The organism is Alkalihalobacillus pseudalcaliphilus, assembly GCF_028610675.1.
Taxonomy (GTDB): domain Bacteria; phylum Bacillota; class Bacilli; order Bacillales; family Bacillaceae_D; genus Alkalihalobacillus; species Alkalihalobacillus pseudalcaliphilus.
The window spans coordinates 32,994-54,818 of sequence record NZ_JAQQWS010000012.1 but is presented as its reverse complement, the minus strand read 5'-3'; the positions used below and the strand labels follow the sequence as shown (position 1 = coordinate 54,818).

The window sequence follows — 21,825 nt, the reverse complement described above, 5'->3', positions numbered from 1 at the left end:
TTTCAAACGAAAATAAGCTTGTCGTTATCTTTCATGGAAGCGACAAGCTTAATCTATGTTTTATAAGTTAACCCTTTACTAAGCTTAATACTAAAAAAGAAGCTCCTCCAAAGTTCAAGGAACTTATGTAGAGCTTCTTTTATTTAGTATTGCTTAGATGAAATCCCTATAGTAAGGGCTTCAGTCTTTATTACATCATACCCGGCATTCCGCCACCCATGCCGCCCATATCAGGCATTGCTGGTGCTTCTTCTGGAATGTCTGCTACTACTGCTTCTGTTGTTAGGAACATAGCAGATACACTCGCCGCGTGTTGAAGGGCAGAACGAGTTACTTTAGTAGGGTCAACGATTCCCGCTTCAACCATGTTTACCCACTCGCCTGTAGCTGCGTTAAATCCGAATCCAGGCTCTTGGCCTTTAATTTTCTCAACGATTACAGAACCTTCAAGGCCTGCGTTATGAGCAATTTGACGTAATGGCTCTTCTAAAGCACGTAATACGATGCTTACGCCTGTCGCTTCGTCACCTTTTGCATCAACAGCTTTAACTGCCGCTACAACACTTACAAGTGCTGTACCACCACCTGCTACAATTCCTTCTTCAACAGCAGCACGTGTGGAGTTAAGAGCATCTTCAATACGAAGCTTACGCTCTTTTAGCTCAGTTTCAGTTGCAGCACCAACTTTAAGTACAGCAACACCACCAGCTAATTTCGCTAAACGCTCTTGTAATTTTTCTTTATCAAAGTCAGAAGTTGTTTCTTCTACTTGTGCTTTTAATTGGTTCACTCGAGCTGCGATTTGAGCTGGCTCGCCCGCACCTTCAACGATCGTTGTATTTTCTTTCGTTACAACAACTTTGCTTGCACGACCTAATTGTTGGATACCAGCTGATTTAAGGTCTAAGCCTAAATCTTCTGTAATAACTTCTCCACCAGTTAAGATCGCAATATCTTCAAGCATTGATTTACGACGGTCACCGAATCCAGGAGCTTTTACCGCTACTGCATTAAATGTTCCACGTAATTTATTCACAACTAATGTAGCTTGTGCTTCGCCTTCAACATCTTCTGCCACAATTAAGATTGGTTTGCTTTGTTGAACAACTTGCTCAAGGACTGGAAGGATTTCTTGAATGCTAGAAATCTTCTTATCCGTGATTAGGATGTACGGATTGTCTAAAACAGCTTCCATTTTATCAGAGTCTGTTACCATGTATGGTGATACGAAACCACGGTCGAATTGCATACCCTCTACTACTTCTAACTCTGTAGAGAAACCTTTTGACTCTTCAATCGTGATAACGCCATCGTTACCAACACGCTCCATTGCTTCTGCAATAATTTGACCTACTTCTTCATCAGCAGAAGAAATAGCCGCAACTTGAGCGATAGACTCCTTGCCTTCGATAGGTTTTGCAATAGCTTGAAGTTCTTTAACCGCAGCTGCTGTTGCTTTTTCAATTCCTTTACGGATACCCATTGGGTTTGCACCAGATGTTACGTTTTTAAGACCTTCACGAATCATTGCTTGAGCAAGAACGGTTGCAGTTGTTGTACCATCACCAGCAATATCGTTCGTTTTGCTTGCTACTTCCGCTACAAGTTTTGCACCCATGTTTTCAAAAGCATCTTCTAATTCAATTTCTTTTGCAATCGTTACACCATCATTTGTAATAAGAGGTGAACCGAATTTTTTCTCAAGAACCACGTTACGTCCTTTTGGCCCTAATGTTACTTTAACAGCATTTGCTAATGTATCAACACCACGAAGCATAGCACGGCGTGCGTCTTCACTAAATTTAATTTCCTTTGCCATTGTCTCTACCTCCTAATATTCATTCGTTCGTTCTTTTTAAGAAAAGGGTTTGTCCCTTTAAAAATTCTATTAACCGATAACAGCTAGAATATCGCTCTCACGTAAAATTAAATATTCTTTGCCTTCGTATTTTAATTCGGTACCAGCATATTTCGAGAAAATAATACTGTCGCCTTCTTTCACTTCAAGTGCGATGCGCTCACCGTTATCAGCTACACGTCCAGCACCGACAGCAACAACTTTACCTTCCTGTGGTTTTTCTTTAGCAGAGTCTGGTAATACGATACCGCTTGCTGTTTTTTCCTCTGATTCAATTTGCTCAATCACAATACGATCACCTAATGGCTTTAACAAGGAAAACAACCTCCTTCAAGTGGATAATATGTAGTATGTTTATTAGCACTCATTAACTTCGAGTGCTAACACATTTATTATGATAATCATTTCATGAATCTTTTGCAAGTATTTTGCGTAAGATTTTCTTATTTTTTATCGACCGTATTCGCCTTTATTCTTATGTTTGAATCAAAATTTCTTTAAGAGATAAAATAATAGTAAGTGTTATCATTCTGTACTGTATCTTTAGTATGATAATATAGTTAAAGTGAGACATGCTTTTGTGAGGTGTTTTGCTTTTGTATGAAAGTTGGTGCGAACATGGTGGGCTTCTCGTCACTACCGAAAATTATGCTCCGCTAGGTAAGTCTAAAATGTCAAGTTCCAAAAACACTCTTACTTTCTTCATTAAAAATGAAAAGCAGAATACCACAAATGAAAGAAGAACCGACAATCAAAAGGCAAAATTCAACTTTCATGCTTGTAGAACAAAGAAAAAAACAAAGTAAATCAAATGCCACTAAGTAAAGAATATCTAATTGAATAAAATGTCATCAGTCAAAGTTAAACCATACTTTCATCTTTGTAGGTGACGAAGTGAATTCGCTTCACCTTGAACGTTTTTCTCGATGTATGACGTTCATAAGGTTATGATTTCACGCACGTCCTTAAGATATGGTTGCGATAAGAAAACAAAGGAGAACTTACATGAAACTACGTTACTGGCTCGTTATTGCTACATACATACTTATTGCTCAACTTTCAGCCGTCCCACTGGCTTTGTATTTAGTCGCCCAAGGCATGTCAGAGCCCCAAGCAATTGGAACTTCCAACGTCACTAGCTTTACGCTTGGATTAATCATCATTTTATTTTTACTAAAACCAGATATGGCTAACCGTCATGATATACCTGGTCGTTCCACTCGTTCTCAAGCGATTGGATGGTCAATTTTAGGGATTCTTATGGCTTATGGTGGCCAAATCATTGCGAACATGATCAACCAAGGCATCTTTGGTGTTCAGCCTGGCTCAGAAAACACAGCAGAAATCCTTGCTCTTATTGAAAGCTTCCCTTTTATGATTTTGATCGTATCCATTATCGGGCCGATTTTAGAAGAAATCATTTTCCGTATGATCATTTTCGGAGCTCTCTATAAACGCTTTAATTTTGCGATATCTGCCTTTGCAAGTTCACTTATTTTTGCTGCTGTTCATTTTGATTTTAATCATTTATTAATTTATACGGTGATGGGTTTCATATTTGCGTACCTCTACATTAAAACGAAACGAATCATCGTCCCGATTATCGCTCACGTTGGTATTAACACCATCGCTGTTCTGCTAAACTTTTTATTAGCTGATTATATCGATGAAATTCTTGAACAATATGAAGCAATCGAGCAAGCACTAGCTTTAATAATGGGGGTTCTTTTATGAGATTTTCACCCACAGGCATTTCCGTTGTCTATTTTGTACTAGGAACGATCTTTATTTTACTTGCGATTCGTAGTGTCAACGTAGTAGGTTGGAATCTTTGGACGTTCTTCCTCATTGGTTTTGCCACTTTCGATTATTTTCTCGCTTTCAAATATTATCAAGTAAGGAAAATTATGAAACAAATGCAAAATGGTCAATATGACAAAGAAAATAAAGATAAATAATATTCAAGAACCCAAGAGCTCTATAAGTGCTCTTGGGTTCTTATCATTAATGACGATAACTCAGTTTCATGCCAAATCAGACGTCTGCTTAGGCCGGAAAAGAACGCCTGCAATCATCAGTAAGAAGAGTAAACCAGCGATTGCATAATAAATACTTCCTGCACCAATTGAGTCGATTAAAATACCGCCTGTTAATGGACCAAGCATACTTCCAATACTAAAAGATATCGCTATTAAGACATTTCCAGTAGGTAAAAGCTGCCGTGGAATTAAATCAGCTAAATACATTAGCCCCAGAGAATAAAAAGATCCAAGTAAACCACCAGCCACAAGAAATCCAGTAACGAGAAGCCACATCTGCTCCTCATACATTGGGATCGTCAAAAAAATAAACGCTCCGATTGTTGATAGTACAAGTAAAACTTTTCTCCTACCGACCTTGTCACTTAGCACACCAAGTGGTATTTGCGTAATAACCCCACCAATGACAAAAGCCGGTAGAATCAGTGATAACCACTCGATATCAATGCCTGTTCGTAAAGCATAAATCGGATAACTACCGTGAATTGTCGCCTCCATAAAACCAAAGGCAAGTGGAGGTAAAAAGGCAAACCAACCATATTTAATGACTAGAGCGTAACGACCTAACGTACCAGAGTGTTGAATCGTATCAACGGTATTGTCTGGCCATTCATTTTTTAATTTTAACAATAATAGCCACATGACCGCACAGAAAAGGGCAGCCAGCACAAACGGAAGTCGTTCGTCTATAGCTAGGAGATTCGTCATTAACGGGCCACCGGCAAACCCCGCACTAAAAGAAAGTCCATAAATGGCAATATTCCTACCCCGAACTTCTTTTGAACTTGTAGAAGTAATCCATACTTGTGTAGCAAAATGAACCATATTATCAGCAATGCCGATAATTAATCGCAAAACAAACCATAGCCAAAAACTTTGCCATAATGGGAGAATTAATAATGTTATAACAACTGTAATTAAACCAACTGATATAACTGGTTTATAGCCATATTTCCGCACCGGATTTTCTATAAAAGGAGACGCTATTAAAACCCCTATATATAAAGCAACGGCATTTACACCATTCATGGCTGATGAATACCCTGCTTGTTCAAGTAAAATAGCAAGTAATGGAAGTAACATCCCTTGCACAAAACCTGCAATAAAAACCATAATAACTAACATCATCAAACGAAACTGAGGTGAATTCTTTTCTGACACTGACACGAGATGCACTCCTCAACAAAAAAATCATAACCTCCTGATTATAATTCAAAAATATCCAAATACATAGATAAAAATGGAAATCAGAGTGAGTGTCAACCTCAGTAAAAAGGGAAACAGCTTAAAATGGGATTCTGCGTTTGCTCGGGGTTACTTCTCCTTTTTTCGCTCGTAACCCCGAGATTCGGCGTTTGCTCGGGCTTTCTCTCGCTTTTTCTGCTCGCAACCCCGAGATTCGGCGTTTGCTCGGGCTTTCTACTCTTTTTTTCGCTCGCAACCCCGTGATTCCGCTTTTGCTCGGGCTTTCTCTCGCTTTTTCCACCCGCAACCCCGAGATTCGGCGTTTGCTCGGGCTTTCTCTCGCTTTTTCCACCCGCAACCCCGTGATTCCACTTTTGCTCGGGCTTTCTCTCGCTTTTTCCACCCGCAACCCCGCGATTCGCCGTTTGCTGTAAACGATAATAATCCTCGGACTAGCACTGTCCTACTAAGGTCATTGATCGAGAGATGGATGACGAGCTAACTTCACGGCACAAACTATCGCCCATAAGTAACTTCCATACAAAAAGAACCGCATAACCAGGCAGCAGCACCTTGGTCATACAGTCCTTCTCTCTTTATCCGAAATTCTCTACACTCCTACTATCTCTTGTCATCTATGACAAACGGGAACCAAAAACCAAGCCTAAACTCAACTCTATCTACCCTCCATACGGGGACATAAAACGCTTATGAGGCTGCGGATTTTTCGATTTCGTTTGCTCTGTATCTAATACTAATAAACCATTTTGCTGTTCAAGCCAATCCATCAAATCCTGCTTCGAACGAAACTTTTGCTCCTCTTGTCGGTTCGTCTCCATCATAACAACAGACTCACCTTGAACATCACCGTTTCCACCACTTTTCAAAAATTTTCCTTTCGTGTGAACGGTTTGTTTCCAAATTTGCTCATACGGAGAAGTACTTTGGTCCAAAATGAGCGTTTCCTCTTGTTCTTTACCTATGCTTACTTTCATTAATTCACCTTCATATTCAACTAAGACATGAAAACCTTCACCCACTAAATAAGGACGATAAGATTCCGATTCATCACTAATCGCATCCATCATAAACACATCATATCCAATTAAAAAGGCAACGAGTAACACGATAATGGAACTTACAATTGGTCTCGCCATTTCAGCCATCCTCCGTTAATTATACTTTAGCTGTTCTTCCATACCACCTTTTGCCAAGATTAAAACCACATTTTTTAATAAAATCCAATTTATTTTATAACTATACAATAATATTCAATGCTTCTAACATAGTTTTTTAGAATCCGAGAATAAGACCTGTATAAAATGTCCCAGCCATGGATTACTTCTAACGACTCCCCTACTCATTCCGTACTAGATGAAAAAACTTCTTCCAATTACTTTTTAAGTGAATCTACCAAATTGTATTTTCAGAAAACTTAGAATCATTTAAGATAAAAAAACAACGAGATCCTTACATATTATGACAATTTCTTTCAACAGGAGGTGAAGGTTAGTCGCTTTTTACCTAATTTTGAGAAAGAGGTGGAATATGTAAATGAAAATGCAGAAGAATCGTATCGTCTTAATTCTATTAGCTTCACTACTAATCTTCTCCATGTTAGCCCCTTATCAAGGCTTGGCAGAAACAAATCGCTCCGCTCACACTTCTGTGAAGGATAGTGTATCTGTCCAAGAAAAAATTAGTAACCGACTTCTCTCGGAATTTGAAGAAGAGAAATATGTCACATTCTTAGTCAAGCTCCACGAACAAGTTGACACGATGGCCGTTGCTGAAGAAGCCATTTCCATTGCTGCGAAACAAAAAGCCTCACCTTCACAAGAAAAGCTGATTAAAAGCTCAGCAGTAGTCTCCCACCTAAGAGCAACCTCGATGGAAACACAATATGAATTAATTCAATGGTTAGAGAAACAACAAGAAACAGAGAGCGTCAAAGAGTTTGAATCTTTTTATATCGTTAATGGTTTAGCCGTTACAGGGACAAAAGAAGCGATGGAAGATATTGCAGCTAGACCTGAAGTCGCCAAAGTCCTAAAAAATGAAACGAGACAATTAATGGCTCCAACTCAAACAGAAGAAGTGGAAGTTCAAGAAAATCAAACCACTTCAACTGAATGGAATGTTGACCGTGTCGGAGCCCCTGAAGTTTGGAATATGGGTATCGATGGGTCTGGTACTGTTGTAGCGACGATTGATACAGGTGTTCAATGGGATCACCCAGCACTTGTGGAGCAATATCGTGGTTATGATGCAACTGCCCCAAATAGTCCTGACCATCAGTTCAGCTGGTTTGATGCTACCGCTGGTCAATCAACGCCATATGATGATGATGGACACGGAACACATGTAACAGGCACAATGGTCGGTGTTGAGCCAGACGGTTCTAACGCTGTCGGTGTTGCTCCTGGTGCAAAGTGGGTTGCTGTTAAAGCCTTTACTCCTGCAGGTGGAACAGACCGTGATTTACTTGCTGCGGGTGAATGGATTTTAGCTCCAACTGATGAAGATGGAAATCCTCGCCCAGACATGGCTCCTGATGTTGTTAATAACTCTTGGGGTGGTGGACCTGGATTAAACGAGTGGTATCGTGAAATGGTTCAAAACTGGCGTGCAGCTGGAATCTTCCCGCAATTTGCCGCTGGAAATACAACCCTTTTTAACCCGGGTGGACCTGGTTCTGTCGCTGTACCAGCCAACTACCCAGAATCATTTGCTGCTGGTGCAACAGATGCAAGTGATAACTTAGCTGGCTTTTCATTAAGAGGACCTTCTCCTTATGATGAAATTAAACCAGATTTAAGTGCTCCTGGAGTTAATATCCGTTCTGCTGTTCCAGGTAACGGTTACCAAGGTGGCTATAATGGAACCTCGATGGCATCACCTCACGTAGCTGGGATTATCGCTTTATTACTTCAAGCTGACTCCTCGCTTTCTGTGGACGAGCTAGAAGATATTTTATTAGAAACAGCTTTACCGATGACAAATACTGAGTACCCTGAATCGCCAAACCATGGTTATGGTTACGGATTAGTCAATGCATTTGATGCGGTTTCATCGGTCGTATCTGGCCTTGGTTATGTAGAAGGTCAAGTAACAAAAGAGGGTGATGATACAGAAGCACCATCTTTTGAACATAACGCTCCTACAGAGTCATACTCTGGCATGGATTTACCGCTTTCAATCGTAGCAAGTGATAATGTAAGTGTTACTAGCGTAGAGGTGACTTATTCAGTTAATGGCGAGGATAAGACCATTGCTGCTGAGCGCGTTTCTGGCAACCATCTATCAGGCACCTATACCGCTACGATTCCTGGTGAAGATATCGATGAAGGTGAATTCACCTATCAAATTGTTGTTACCGATTTTGTCGGCTTAACAACAGAAAGTGACGTATATACAGTAGCCATCTCTTCAGGGATTTCTAATGGATATTTCCAAGATTTCGAAGAGTATCCAACTGGTTGGTCGTCGTATGGGGCTAATAACATTTGGGAGTGGGGAGTTCCAACTTCTGGCCCAGGCTCCGCTTTCTCTGGTGAACATGTATATGCAACTGGCTTAGCTGGAGACTACGGTAACAATGCAAACATGTCTTTACTAATGCCTCCGATTGATTTAACAGACGGTGAAGATACTTATTTACAATTTAAAATTTGGTACAACATAGAGAACAACTGGGATTTCGGACATGTCTTTGTTTCAACAGATCAAGAAAACTGGGATCAAGCAGTCCGTTTCACCAATGTCTCTGATAGTTGGGTTGATGTTGAAATTGATTTAACTCAATACGAAAGCGACCGTCTCTATGTAAACTTCAACTTAACAACAGATGGTAGCGTTGTACGCCCAGGTATGTATATTGATGACGTTCAATTATCAAGTACTTCAATCGAAGCACAAGCTGCACATCTAGGTGTTATGGATCCAAAAGAACTCGATGAGCCAGTAAGTGAACAAGTGAGTTCATCTAATCAAAGCTTCGGCTTCGGTTCTATCATCGGTAATGCTCTAAAACGTATTCACGAACGAGTGAACGAAGTAATTAAAGTAATTGTCGATAAGATTGAATATATTAAAGAAAAAATAGAAGCTGGCAAAATCAAACCAGACGATGGTGATGGCACGAAACAGCCACCTGTCGAAGAACCTGAAGAAAACCCTGAACCAATTCAAACTTTACTGCCTCTTCATGCGACAGTTAACGTCTTAGAAACGGGACGAAGCGTCACAACTAATCCAGCAACGGGTTCTTACAGTTTGCTACACGCACAAGGTGATTTTACATTACGTGCTGAAAGCTATGGATTCCGTTCAGCTGAACAAACCGTTTCTATTGTTGATGAAGAAACCGTTACAGCTAGCTTTGTACTTGAAGAAATTCCATCTGGAAACGTGACAGGAAACGTGACAAATGAACTGACTGGTGAAGCTGTTACAAATGCTACCCTCATGCTTATGGAGGATGCGAATGTTGTTCCTGTTCAAACGGACGAAAACGGTAACTATGATTTAAGCGCTTATGAAGGAACATATACACTTTATGTTCTTGCTCCACAATATCACAGTACCGAAACAGAAATAACGATTACTGGTGGAGAAACTATTGTTCAAGATTTCTCTCTAACACCATTTATCGGGTATGGCGCTGAGATTGGATATGATGATGGCACTGCCGAAAATGCTCGGGCTTTCTTTGATGCAGGTAATGGTTGGGCTGTAAGAATGTCCTTAGAAGAAGGTCAAGAAGCAGCGATGGTTACAGGTGGTTTATTCCGCTTCTGGGATACGGAATGGCCAGTACCAGGTGGAACCGAGTTCCAAGTGACGGTCTATGATTCGACCGGACCAAATGGAGCCCCTGGAAATCAGCTGATTGATCCAATCGATGCAACCGCTCTTCGCGATGGAACTTGGACAGAAGTAGATTTATCTGACTATGGCATTGTTGTTGACGGTGATTTCTACTTAGTTTACATCCAAAAACACGCTAACCCTAACACACCTGGATTAGCAACGGATGAAGATGGTCCTAATGCTGAACGTAGCTGGCAGTTTGTTGGCGGTGCTTGGTCACCAACTCCTACTGCTGAAGGAAACTATATGATTCGTGCTTTAGTCGATTATGAATTAACAGCACCAGTTATTACTTCACCTGAAAGTGGTACATTCACAAATGAGGAATCTGTTGTTGTGACAGGTGAATCAGCTCCATCTATTGCTATCAACATTTTAAATGATGGTGAAGTCGTTGCTGAGGCGACAACGAATGAATCAGGTGAGTTTGAAGTAACAGTTGAATTATCTGAAGGTGAAAATTCATTAACTGCTCAACCAGTTCTTGAAGTTGGTGTCGGCCCTGAATCAGAACCTGTTCTGATCACTCTAGACCAAACCAACCCTGTTATTACGATTGATGAACCCGTTGACGGCTCAAAGACAAATCGTGAAACAGCAACCGTTACTGGTACGGTTGATGAAGACAACCTTGAAGAGTTAACCATTGCTGGACGCTCTGTAACCGTTGCAGAGGATGGTTCTTTCTCTCAACGAGTTCTTTTAGATGAAGGTGAGAATCTAATTGAAGTAACTGCTGTAGATAAAGCTGGTAACGAAACATCCACAAGCGTAACGGTTTATGCTAAATACACAGCTCCTACTATTACAGATTTAACACCATCTGAAGATAAGAATCTAAAAGCGGGCGAATCGGTAAAAATTGAATTTTATAGTGAACCAGGACTCGATGCAACATTTGCAATCCGTATGCCATTAACCAACATCCAAAACGCTACAGAACTTCCAATGCGTGAAATGTCTGAAGGCTACTATGTCGGTTACTGGACTGCGACTTCTAGTGTCAAAGCAGAAGGTGCAGAAATCGAAGTCAAGGTCGTTGATGATTTTGGAAATGAAACGAGAGAGCTTGCAGAAGGTAAGCTTAATATTAATATCGATTAAGTTAAAAAGAGCGTTCCTAGTCAATATCCTTTGACTTTGGAACGCTTTTTAATGGGCTAATGAAAACTTTACTGAACTATGCTTACTTACTCTCTTAACTATTAACCGCTTTTTTAGATGATAACTCTGCATCCTCATCTTCTTTTGACTTTTTCTCAAGCAAAAACCCGAGTGGGATCGTTAAGACTGTTAAAAATCCAACAACTATAAATGCTTCGTTGATCGCTTGCAAGCTCGCCTGTTCTAACGTTATCCCCATACTTTCACTTACGAAACCTCTTCGTACTTCATAATAAATTGACATACATACAACAGCAAAGGCAGAACTCATCTGTCTTACCACGTTATTTAAAGCCGACCCCCTTGAAATAAGATGGTCAGGTACCGCATTCATTCCTGTTGTTGTAGCTGGCATCGAGCTTAGGCCATTACCAATACCTCGAATAGCCATCCAAATAATAATGAACATCATCGTCGTCTCAAGACTCATAAATCCAAGAGCAAAAGTACCAATCGCTAAAATAACAAGCCCGGAAGTGATGACTCCACCAACACCTCTTTTATCAAGGATTCTCCCTCCCACCGTCATAAATATACCGGTGAACAACGCCGATGGAAGGAACACGATACCCGTCATAATCGCACTTAATCCATAAACTTGCTGAATTAAAAGTGGAATTAAAAAGATTCCAGCAAAAAGACCAATCGATGAAATCGCCGTAAGCAACATACTATAAACATAGACCGGCACACGAAACAGACTGAGATCAATTAATGGCTGTTTTGCTTTTCTTTCCACTTGAATAAATATAAAAATTAAGAGTAGTCCCAGAACGAGTAGCGTTATATTTAAGGGATTTGTCAAGTCTGCAATCGTCGACATTCGTCCAAGAGCAAATAGAATACTCCCTACCCCTAACGTGACAAAAATAAAGCCAACCTTATCAAAACTCACTTCCTTATTAGGCTTCGAATTCGGTAAATACTTCCATGCAAACCATAAACCGATTAAACCAAACGGAGCATTCGTAATAAATAATAAATGCCAGCTCGTCGTTTCTAAAAGGATACCACCAATCGTTGGTCCAATCGTTGGTGCCATCATCGAGGCAATTCCCCATACCCCTGTTGCGAGTCCTCTTTCCTTTTTAGGAAAAGCTTCAAATATCAAAGCCATTGATAAAGGCATCATAATTCCTCCACCAATTCCTTGAAGAGCACGAAATACAATTAATGAGCTAATATCCCAAGCAAATGTACCCAAAATAGAACCCGCAACAAAAAGCCCAAGACCAAACAAATAGGTACGCTTTTTCCCAAAGCGGTCACCTAAATAGCCAGTCACAGGAACCGTCATACCCATCGCAACCATAAAAATCGTAATAATCCAACCCGCCGATACAACATCTGTTTGAAATTCATCAATAAAAGTAGGAATAGCCGGATTTAGCATACTATTATTTAGTATCATCGTAAAAGAACCTAACAACACCGCTACAACGACCATCCATTTTTGTCTATTCTCCATGTATGCTCACACCATTTCGCCTCTCGAAGTTTTATCTTTTTCAGTATAGCACGTTTCCTAATTCTAAGGTTTTTTATATGCTTCATCTGAAAACTTGTTTACGTGGCGATTCTGTGTGTATTGTAACCAGTTGGTATGAAGCATTTGAGGAACGTATTTCCAATATGCTCCGCATTGAGCACTCTTTTCCTTGCTCCATTGCCTCGTATTTTGATTTACTCCGCATTGTGTGCTCTTTTTCCGGCTCCATTGCAACGATTTCGTTCACCTCTTCCTATCTCAATCCCCATTTCTATTCTCCATCAATAAGTACTCTATCTTCCAATAAAAAAAGGCACCCGTGTCATCTCTCCTTTGACCAGGCAACCTCTTTTATAAAATTTCTCTATTTTTATCTCTATTTATGCACTTTCATGAACCGCTTGTTTTTGATTCTCCCATTTAAACGAACGTTTATTTAAATTCAATTTCTCTTTTAGATACGGTAAAACGTATCGGTCGCCTCCGTATCGACCAGCGTTCGCTCCTGCTACCATAATAATGACTGACACCGCCACCATCCACGGGTTAGATGAAATAGTTCCTGCTAGCAAGAACGACATATTCATAACCATTCCAAAAAATGCAGCTGCAGAAGTGAACACTCCCACGATTAAACCTAAACCAACTAATACCTCTCCCCATGCAACAACGAAACTAAAGATTTCAGCATTCGGAATGGCAAAACCCTCTAAAAAGCTCACATACCAAGGGTATTTCATCACTTCACCATTCATAACTGGATTCGCTACCGCATTTTGTAAATAACCAGCTGCATTAAATTCACCAGTTACCTTTCCCCAACCTGAGCTCAACCAAGCCCATCCTAACACAACCCTCAAAACAACCAACACCGCTGCTACTACCTTATTACTTCTTAAGAAATCTCCAAACATTTTACTTCCTCCTATCCATAGTTTCATTTATTTTGTTTGTGAAACATTTCACATAATGATTTCTAAGAAAAGCTTGCTACTTAGTAGAGCAAGTAAGTTGTTAAGTTTGTGAATGTTTTCACATATCTTCTATACTCATAGTATATGATGAATCGGTAAAAAAAGCTACCTAGATATAGCAAGTGTCACAACTTGTTCAACATTTCACAATTTTTTGTTTGACTTGAATTGGTTCATCCTCGGGCTTTCTCCTTTTTTTTCCGCCCGCAACCCCGAGATTCGCCGTTTACTCGGGCTTTCTCCCTCTTTTTCCGCTCCCAACCCCGAGATTCGCCGTTTATTCGGGCTTTCTCTCTCTTTTTTGCCCGCAACCCCTAGATTCAACGTTTGCTCGGGCTTTCTCTCTCTTTTTCCGCTCTCAACCCCGAGATTCCGCTTTTACTCGGGCTTTCTCTCTCTTTTTTTGCCCGCAACCCCGAGATTCCGCTTTTCCTCGGGCTTTCTCTCTCTTTTTTTGCCCGCAACACCGAGATTCGCCGTTTGCTCGGGCTTTCTCTCTCTTTTTCCGCTCCCAACCCCGTGATTCCACGTTTACTCGGGCTTCCTCTCTCTTTTTCAGACCGCAACCCCGTGATTCCACGTTTGCCCGGGCTTCCTCTCTCTTTTTCTGCTCGCAACCCCGCGATTCAGCGTTTGCTCGGGCTTCCCCTCTCTTTTTCCAGTCGTAACCCCGCGATTCCACGTTTACTCGGGCTTCCTCTCTCTTTTTCAGACCGCAACCCCGTGATTCCACGTTTGCCCGGGCTTTCTCCCTCTTTTTCCGCTCCCAACCCCGAGATTCCGCTTTTACTCGGGCTTTCTCTCCCTTTTTCCGCCCACAACCCCGAGATTCAACGTTTGCTCGGGCTTTCGACGCGTCGGACTGGTTGGGGTTGATAAGTTCCCTCAAGGAGTTCTTTCCGAATGGTAGGCCAATGGAGAGCGTTATGTGCTCGTAGGTTTTGTACAGGCATTTCGTCGACTCCATGGCTCCCCTTATTCTTTTCCACTCGTTTCAGAGCGTACATGAGATTACCCCGTCTTAGGACTGATTTCAACATTTGATTTGGCCTCCCACGTGAGTAACGTTCCTTCTTGTGCCACCTTGATTTTCCGCCCTCTTCAAAGTCCCCCGAGGATTCACCTCTTCTTCCTTTTAAGTAGGTTCTTATTTTCTGCTTCATCAAATAAGGTGAACGCCAAGGTGTTCCTCTTCTTAAATGGTTCAGTACTTCCCTTGTAGCTTAAGCAACAAGGTACTATGACCTCTGCTGACGCCTGTTGTTCAGCATACCCGTTTCGAGTACGGTTACCTTATATGTAAGGCGTACCAACAGGTTCTCCCTGGGTAAGAGTACAGACTTTCCTTCCATGTCCCTACCTCATTTACTACGTGATCCCTTCGGCAGTATGGACTTTGTCTTGTCATGCAGACTCATCCAACATCACCTAGCCTTGTATGAGGTTCGTGTTCCTCGGCGCAGAAGTTTGCCGCTGGCTTCCTTCAGGTAATCAAGTCACCTTGCCTTGAGCTACTGTTACTACTTCCTGCACAGTTCGGGACTTTCACCGTAGAGCCTGTACTCATGCCAGGGGGACACAACTGAAAAACCGCTCTAACGGAAAGAGCGGTTTAACCTGATTTATTGTGCTTCAGAACGATTTAATTCTTCTTCTTGAAGCTTTTGTGCTTTTAAGACTTTTCGATAAGCTATTCGTGAGAGCCAGATGCTAAATTCATAAAGTAATAGTAACGGAACAGTTACCATGAGATGGGACATTAAGTCTGGTGGTGTAATAAAACCAGCAATTACCAACAGAACAAAATACGCATATTTACGAAACTTCGTCAGGCCACTCGGATCTACTAATCCAAGTCTCGTCAGAAACATCACAACAACGGGCAGTTGAAATAAAAGTCCCATTGGAATCGTTATTTGAAATAAAAAGCTAAAATATTCATTAATCCCATACTGCTCTGTAATACCTAATCGCCCAGCCAGATTTCCCATAAATTGAATGATGAATGGGAAGAGAATAAAATAAGCAAAAGCCAGTCCGCCTAAAAATAAAAGAAAAGCAAACGGAATATAAGCCAATGTTACTTTCCGTTCATTTTCATGTAATCCAGGACTTACAAAAGCCCAAAGCTGATATAAAATAACGGGGAAAATCATCACAAATGCAATAATAGTAGCCATCGTCATAAATATCCGAAACGGATCGGTCAATTTAAAAGCATTCATTGGCAAATCCTGAGCCATGGGGGCATTCGTTAAGTAAGTAATTAATGGTGTCGCTAAAAAAAAGCCGATAATGAACGCAAGGGCAAAAAAGACGAATGCGATCACAATTCTACGTCTCAGCTCTACAATATGGTCCATTACCGACATACTCTGTGTATCCATTGTTAAACCCTTCCCATGTTAAGAGTCTTGGTTTGTCGCTTTTTTCTTACTTGTTGTATCATCATCGTCATCTGCTAATCCTTTTGTAGCCGCTTTGAACTCACGTAATGTGTTTCCAGCCGCTTTCCCTAATTCAGGTAATTTCTTCGGACCGAAGATAAGTAATGCAACAAGGGCAATAAGTATAATACTTCCTGCTGATAAAGGCATGCAGGATGCACCTCCTTGATTTTAGTTAAAAACTAAGTACAACCTTGTGAAACTCTCTCTATTATACTGGATAATGCTTTAAAAAATAAACAAGAGACTGCAATTCTACAGATAAGTCAATATGGTGAACTCTGACAGAATCTGGAACAGATAATCGTGCTGGAGTAAAGTTCAAAATTCCCTTTATTCCCGCTTCTACCAAGCGATCCGCGATGTTTTGAGCAGCGTGCACAGGTACAGTTAGAATCGCTACTGTTACCTCTTCAGGTAGCATTTTTTCTAATGTGTCAAAATGGTGAATAGTTACACCACCCATTTCCTGTCCAATTTTATCCTCCATGACATCAAAGGCCATTACAATTTGTGTATTATTATTTTTTGAGAAATTGTAATGCATAAAAGCCGTTCCTAAATTCCCGACTCCTACTAGAATAACCTTGGTTAATTCATCTTGATTTAATGTTTCTCTAAAAAAAGAGAGTAGATAACTTACATTATACCCATATCCCTTTTTTCCTAATGCACCAAAATAAGAAAAGTCTCTTCGAATCGTTGCTGAATCTACTTTTACAGCTTCACTTAACTCTGTTGATGAAACTCTTTGCTTTCCAGAGGCCTGCAGATTCTCAAGAAACCGATAATATAATGGTAATCGCTTGGCTGTCGCTTGAGGTATCTTCGTTTGATCAGACTTCATAAACAGCCCTCCCTTTTCTCTAACAACCTATCCATTTATAGTGTGAAACATCCTTATTGTACAACATTTTCCCTCAGATGTAACCACCTAAAGGATACAGTTAATAAGTTGTTGATTCCCTTTATTTAAGCTACACTATTAAATAGAAACATGAAACGACACGATTCTACTCATACCATTTTTTCTGGGAAGGGATAACTATGATTATTTTACAATGTGTTCAAATTTCCAAGTCATTTGGTGCTGATCCAATTTTAACAAATATAAAGCTCGAAGTAAAAACCGGTGAACGGATTGCTTTAGTCGGTCGGAATGGGGCAGGTAAATCAACACTTCTGAAAATCATTGCTCGGCAACTTTCTTATGATAGTGGTGACATAATTAAACCAAAAGAAGTAGAGCTTGGCTATTTAGCACAAGATACTGGTTTAGAGTCTGATCTATCAATTTGGGATGAGATGTTAACAGTTTTTGCACCACTTATTCAAATGGAGAAAAAGCTCAGGCAACTTGAGCAAGATATGTCGAACCCGGATCTTCAAGCAGACGAGATGAATTATGCAAAAACGCTCAGTGAATACGATGCCTTGCAAGTAGACTTCAAAGATCGAGGCGGCTACCAATATGAAGCTGATATTCGTAGCGTTCTCTCTGGTCTAAACTTCGCTGGCTTTCATTACGAGACAAAAATCTCTCAACTAAGTGGTGGACAAAAGACCCGCCTTGCCCTTGGAAAACTTCTATTAACAAAACCCGATTTATTAATACTCGATGAGCCAACGAACCATTTGGACATTGAGACGTTAACATGGCTTGAACAATACCTTTCCAACTATAAAGGTGCCATCCTCATTGTCTCACATGATCGTTACTTTTTAGATCAAGTCGTCGACCAAGTCGTTGAGATTTCCCGGACACAATCGACTAAGTTCGTCGGTAACTATAGTAGCTATCTCGATGAAAAAGCGAAACGATACGAACTCGAACTCAAGCAATTTGAGAAGCAGCAAGAAAGAATTGCCGAACTAGAAGACTTTGTGCAACGTAATATCGCTCGAGCATCTACAACCAAAAGAGCTCAAAGTAGGCGTAAGCAGCTAGAGCGAATGGATCGTCTTGAGCGACCGAGTGGCTCTGAGAAATCAGCGAACTTTTCATTTACGATTGATAAGCAAACAGGCAACGACGTCCTCCTTATCCGTGATTTAGAAGTAGCTTATGAAGATAAGACCATTTTTTCAAACCTTTGTTTAGATATTAATCGTGGGGAAAGTGTTGCGATCGTTGGACCAAATGGAGCTGGTAAATCAACACTTCTTAAAGCGATCACGAACCAACTTGATTTTGAAAAAGGAACCATTAAGCTCGGAAGCAATGTGAAGCTCGGTTACTATGACCAGGAACAAGCGAAGCTGCACTCTACTAAACAAGTGCTTCATGAATTATGGGATGACTATTCGTTAATGCCAGAGAAAGAGATACGTACCGTTTTAGGTAACTTCCTTTTTAGTGGAGACGATGTATTAAAGCCTGTCTCAAGCTTAAGTGGTGGCGAAAAAGCTCGGTTAGCTTTAGCTAAATTGATGTTACAAAAAGCGAATGTGCTCATTCTTGATGAGCCAACAAACCATTTAGATTTAGATGCAAAAGAAATGCTCGAAGCAGCCTTAATGGATTACCCTGGCACCATTATTTTCGTCTCACATGACCGTTATTTCTTAAATCGTATGGCAACAAGAATTACAGAGTTGAATCAAGGGACCATCACTGATTATATTGGTGATTATGACTATTACCAAACAAAAAAAGCCGAAAATGAAGAGCGACAAAGACTTCAAGCAGAAAAGGAAGAACAAAAGGTTTCAGAGCAAAAATCAAACAGTCATCACTTCTCCAACAACAAAGAAGCGAAACGGCAAGAGCGACAAAGGCTACGACGAATCGAGGAAATCGAATCCTTAATCGAGGAATTAGAAGCTGTCATTGCTGAAGGCGAAGAGCAATTATGTGATCCGAACGTTTATGCCAACCATGAAAAGGCTTTGGAAATTCAAACTAAAATTGACCAATCCAGAGCTGACTCCGACACATTGATGGAAGAATGGGAACTATTACAGGAAGAAGCGTAACTACCTAACACGATAATAAGACTTCATAGAGGAATGAATGGCCTCTTATGAAGTCTTTTTCATATGGAATATGTGCACATTTAGTAACTCGTTTCATCCAACTTTCCCGAAATTGAATGCCCACCCTTTCGTGAATGCTTGCCCCAAAACATCTCGATCACCCAATAACAATAAGAGGATACGACACAAAACATAGAGGTTGCAGCGGCAACAACGCCTGAATCATTAAGGAAGAGTAAAGCAACCGATGCAACAACACCTGCTTGTAAAAATAATCGTTTCCTTTCATCAACCAATTGGTTACGTGTAAACCAAATCAAAATAGCAACGACGACATAACTTGATGCAAATAATAAGGTCCAATTTGAATGCCGTAGAATTTTATAGTTCATCGTTAATTTACGAATAATCATATCTTGGATATACACGAAATCACCGCTTAATAGTCTTTCAAAGGCTAAGCCAATATGACTTTTCATTCCAATTAACTGCATGATAAAAAGGAAAGCAACCGCTCCAATTAAAGCGAAAAAACCGGCGATCCAAAGTTTTTTTGCATGTATATTATTGCGATACATTTTCAGCAACAAGACCACATAGGCGATTGCAGCAGACAATGTTCCACCTGCATTTGTTCCATATATCTGTGCAGCAAGGATAAATAGAGTACTTGCTAAAATGGAGAAAACGATGAGTAAATCTCGTTTTTTATTCGTGAAGAATGGCATAAGCATCGCCATTACAGCAATAATATATACACCTCCAAACTCATTTCCAATCCCATAAAACCGTGCCCCGATAATAGGATCAAACCCTAAATAAGAACGTTGAATGAGTGGTCCCCCAAATAATTGGTCGACAGTTATAGCGGCAAATACAATACCTGCTACTACGGAAATAGGCTGTCTACATAACCTGTAAATCACGAATCCAGTTAGAATAGATAAACTCATTAACGTCAATAAAAAAAGAATAACCGACATATATTCACTTAAAGGTGCTAGCAATAAGAAATATAACAGAGAACTCCATGCGGCTAGGAATGTGACCTTGACACCGATGAGAGCGTATTGATTATTTCTCAACCAAACAAACACAATACCCGCCAGCCCTAATAAACCAACTAAGCTAAGAATAAAAATCGTCAATACATGGGAACGACTTTTAAATATATGTGTAATGTGATCTAAATCTCGAAACATCCTTTCATGCGAGAGGCGATTTGAATGTTCAATGGTTAAGGCTTTTCCTGTTAGCATCGTATCACCATGTGGAAGGGAAAGTCGATCTACCCATGTCGGTAACAAATCGATGCTACTGACAATATAGCTCTGTCTCGTTGTTGCAGAGGTAAAGAAGCCTGCCTCATCGGAACCCCAATTAAGAATAGGTGTTAGCCACTTTTTTTGCTGGTAAGATGTTTGGTCCATCATCGGTGTCAGTAACCAGATTTCCTGATTTTGTTCATCTTTTAACCGTAGCAAAAACTGTGTTAATTCTTTTCTCAAAGTTTCCTTTAGCTCCAAATAATAATTCGGTTCAATGACGTCCTTCATCATATCAAGACGGTAAAAATCTCCCCATTCTATTACTGAGTAAGTCCGTACATTGTCGATTTGCCGATTGGTCATATGCTCTATGATAAAATCTTGGTCCATTTGATAACGATACGGACGCTCTGAATTCGTCTGAACGGCCTCTTTTAAAGCCCCTTGTCCCGTCGCTTTTTCATCGATTATAAACAATGAGGCATAACGGACCTGCTGCTCTGTATCACTATGTCCATATACAAAGTGATCAACGTTTGCTTCCTTTAGCCACTCCCCTAACTTACCTATTTGTCCACGATAAGACGTGTTTAGATTGGTCTGCTTTAGGGAAAAGAAATAAGGATGATAAATATCCGGGCGAGTAATAGGATGACGATTCTCACGAGATAGCGTTTGCTGTTGATGCTGTTGGATGGATTGTTCAGCGATTTGTTCGTTCTGTTCATAGGCATTCCATTGGTCCACACCTCTTGCTTTATCTCCGACAGCCATCGTGACCGTGTTATGTAAGTATTGATAAGGACCATCCGGCCGTACATTCATCGCACCTATAGATGCTTTTTCCCATAAAAAAGGCTCCTGATCCTTTTCAAGTAAAGCCTCAATGTCTTCAAATGAAAAGTGAGGAACTAGGACTATTGTCTGGTGGTTTGTTTCAAATTCTTGTGCAAAAGTTACATTTCCACATAAGAGTGACAAGATGACGAACATCATGACACAGATATACACATTTCTTGAAAACATACGTTCTACCTTTCTATATTTTCTGACATATCCACACTATCCACAGTTTTATACACAACCTTAACCTTGTTTTATAAAGGTTTTATTATCATGTCCACAAAAACTACCTATTTATCCACACAAAAAGTTAACCACAGAATTTTACTGATAAAAACGGCATTTTTATCTTTTATCCACATTATCCACAGACTTGTTAACAGTCAGTTTTACACATTCTGATAGAGATTTTCACCGGGACTTTTTTCACTAGTATGTGCAATGTTTGGTGATTTATGTATGAAGGGCAGAGAATATTTATTAAACAACACGTATCTTTTAACTTACTACCAAGATCACCTCAAGCTAACTTTAAATCATAAAAAAAGACTTTAATGTCCTTTTTTATGCACTACCCCAAACAATATAATTAACTAATAAAGTGAAAATAGAAAGTATTGTATCGTTAAGCCATGAACTTCAAGAATATTATTAACGCATTTCCATTCATACTATTTCGTTTGGCATATTTTATTTTATATGAAAGTTAC

Annotated in this window: 16 protein-coding genes and 1 pseudogene; 6 read left to right on the top strand and 11 right to left on the bottom strand. The window is 40.1% G+C overall.

Going from position 1 to position 21,825, the window contains the following annotated elements:
* Positions 1 to 190 precede the first annotated feature (190 nt).
* Together groL and groES are read right to left on the bottom strand one after the other, a co-directional pair.
* Positions 191 to 1,819 carry a chaperonin GroEL gene (groL, locus tag PQ479_RS18355; RefSeq protein WP_047990659.1) on the bottom strand — a complete coding sequence of 543 codons (1,629 nt, stop codon included), beginning with the start codon at positions 1,817 to 1,819 and terminating at the stop codon, positions 191 to 193.
* 69 nt (positions 1,820 to 1,888) lie between these two features.
* The gene (gene groES, locus PQ479_RS18350) at positions 1,889 to 2,173 is read right to left on the bottom strand and encodes a co-chaperone GroES (RefSeq protein WP_047990658.1); all 285 of its coding nucleotides are present in this window, start codon (positions 2,171 to 2,173) and stop codon (positions 1,889 to 1,891) included.
* A gap of 690 nt (positions 2,174 to 2,863) precedes the next feature.
* On the opposite strand from groES, the gene PQ479_RS18345 reads away from it, so the two are divergent.
* Entirely contained in the window at positions 2,864 to 3,592 is a 729-nt protein-coding gene (locus PQ479_RS18345) for a CPBP family intramembrane glutamic endopeptidase (RefSeq protein WP_047990656.1), read from the top strand.
* Positions 3,589 to 3,816 carry a YdiK family protein gene (locus tag PQ479_RS18340; protein ID WP_047990655.1) on the top strand — a complete coding sequence of 76 codons (228 nt, stop codon included), beginning with the start codon at positions 3,589 to 3,591 and terminating at the stop codon, positions 3,814 to 3,816. The genes PQ479_RS18345 and PQ479_RS18340 overlap by 4 nt, the downstream gene beginning before the upstream one ends.
* A gap of 66 nt (positions 3,817 to 3,882) precedes the next feature.
* On the opposite strand, the gene PQ479_RS18335 is transcribed toward PQ479_RS18340, so the two are convergent.
* On the bottom strand, positions 3,883 to 5,064 hold the full coding sequence (locus tag PQ479_RS18335; protein WP_083991364.1) for an MFS transporter: 1,182 nt from the start codon (positions 5,062 to 5,064) through the stop codon (positions 3,883 to 3,885).
* Positions 5,065 to 5,201: 137 nt separating this feature from the next.
* On the opposite strand from PQ479_RS18335, the gene PQ479_RS18330 reads away from it, so the two are divergent.
* Complete coding sequence (locus PQ479_RS18330; RefSeq protein WP_273717146.1) at positions 5,202 to 5,516, top strand: hypothetical protein; 315 nt, start codon at positions 5,202 to 5,204, stop codon at positions 5,514 to 5,516.
* Between the two features lie 246 nt (positions 5,517 to 5,762).
* Here the strand turns inward: PQ479_RS18330 and PQ479_RS18325 are convergent, their stop codons facing one another.
* Complete coding sequence (locus PQ479_RS18325) at positions 5,763 to 6,239, bottom strand: hypothetical protein (protein ID WP_273717145.1); 477 nt, start codon at positions 6,237 to 6,239, stop codon at positions 5,763 to 5,765.
* 397 nt (positions 6,240 to 6,636) lie between these two features.
* Between PQ479_RS18325 and PQ479_RS18320 the strand changes: the two genes are divergently transcribed.
* Positions 6,637 to 11,058, top strand: a complete 4,422-nt coding sequence (locus tag PQ479_RS18320) for a S8 family serine peptidase (RefSeq protein ID WP_047990652.1) — start codon at positions 6,637 to 6,639, stop codon at positions 11,056 to 11,058.
* Between the two features lie 94 nt (positions 11,059 to 11,152).
* Here PQ479_RS18320 and PQ479_RS18315 read toward each other — a convergent pair whose 3' ends face one another.
* Positions 11,153 to 12,586 (bottom strand): MDR family MFS transporter, encoded by a 1,434-nt coding sequence (locus PQ479_RS18315; protein ID WP_273717144.1) that lies wholly within the window; start codon positions 12,584 to 12,586, stop codon positions 11,153 to 11,155.
* Between the two features lie 401 nt (positions 12,587 to 12,987).
* Complete coding sequence (locus tag PQ479_RS18310) at positions 12,988 to 13,521, bottom strand: DoxX family protein (RefSeq protein ID WP_047990650.1); 534 nt, start codon at positions 13,519 to 13,521, stop codon at positions 12,988 to 12,990.
* Positions 13,522 to 13,908: 387 nt separating this feature from the next.
* On the opposite strand from PQ479_RS18310, the gene PQ479_RS18305 reads away from it, so the two are divergent.
* On the top strand, positions 13,909 to 14,457 hold the full coding sequence (locus PQ479_RS18305) for a hypothetical protein (RefSeq protein ID WP_273717143.1): 549 nt from the start codon (positions 13,909 to 13,911) through the stop codon (positions 14,455 to 14,457).
* Here the strand turns inward: PQ479_RS18305 and PQ479_RS18300 are convergent.
* From PQ479_RS18300 to PQ479_RS18285, 4 genes and pseudogenes are all read right to left on the bottom strand, one after another.
* Positions 14,424 to 14,621: pseudogene (locus PQ479_RS18300) on the bottom strand (group II intron reverse transcriptase/maturase); the annotation flags it as partial. The gene PQ479_RS18305 and the pseudogene PQ479_RS18300 overlap by 34 nt on opposite strands.
* A gap of 582 nt (positions 14,622 to 15,203) precedes the next feature.
* Positions 15,204 to 15,968 (bottom strand): twin-arginine translocase subunit TatC, encoded by a 765-nt coding sequence (gene tatC, locus PQ479_RS18295; RefSeq protein ID WP_047990648.1) that lies wholly within the window; start codon positions 15,966 to 15,968, stop codon positions 15,204 to 15,206.
* A gap of 18 nt (positions 15,969 to 15,986) precedes the next feature.
* A complete protein-coding gene (locus tag PQ479_RS18290) occupies positions 15,987 to 16,178 on the bottom strand; it encodes a twin-arginine translocase TatA/TatE family subunit (protein WP_047990647.1) in 192 nt (63 codons plus the stop codon).
* A 61-nt stretch (positions 16,179 to 16,239) separates the two neighbouring features.
* Positions 16,240 to 16,875, bottom strand: a complete 636-nt coding sequence (locus PQ479_RS18285; protein WP_047990646.1) for a redox-sensing transcriptional repressor Rex — start codon at positions 16,873 to 16,875, stop codon at positions 16,240 to 16,242.
* Between the two features lie 200 nt (positions 16,876 to 17,075).
* Between PQ479_RS18285 and PQ479_RS18280 the strand changes: the two genes are divergently transcribed.
* On the top strand, positions 17,076 to 19,004 hold the full coding sequence (locus PQ479_RS18280) for an ABC transporter ATP-binding protein (RefSeq protein WP_047990645.1): 1,929 nt from the start codon (positions 17,076 to 17,078) through the stop codon (positions 19,002 to 19,004).
* Between the two features lie 80 nt (positions 19,005 to 19,084).
* On the opposite strand, the gene PQ479_RS18275 is transcribed toward PQ479_RS18280, so the two are convergent.
* Complete coding sequence (locus PQ479_RS18275) at positions 19,085 to 21,298, bottom strand: MFS transporter (RefSeq protein WP_047990644.1); 2,214 nt, start codon at positions 21,296 to 21,298, stop codon at positions 19,085 to 19,087.
* Between the last annotated feature and the right edge of the window lie 527 nt (positions 21,299 to 21,825).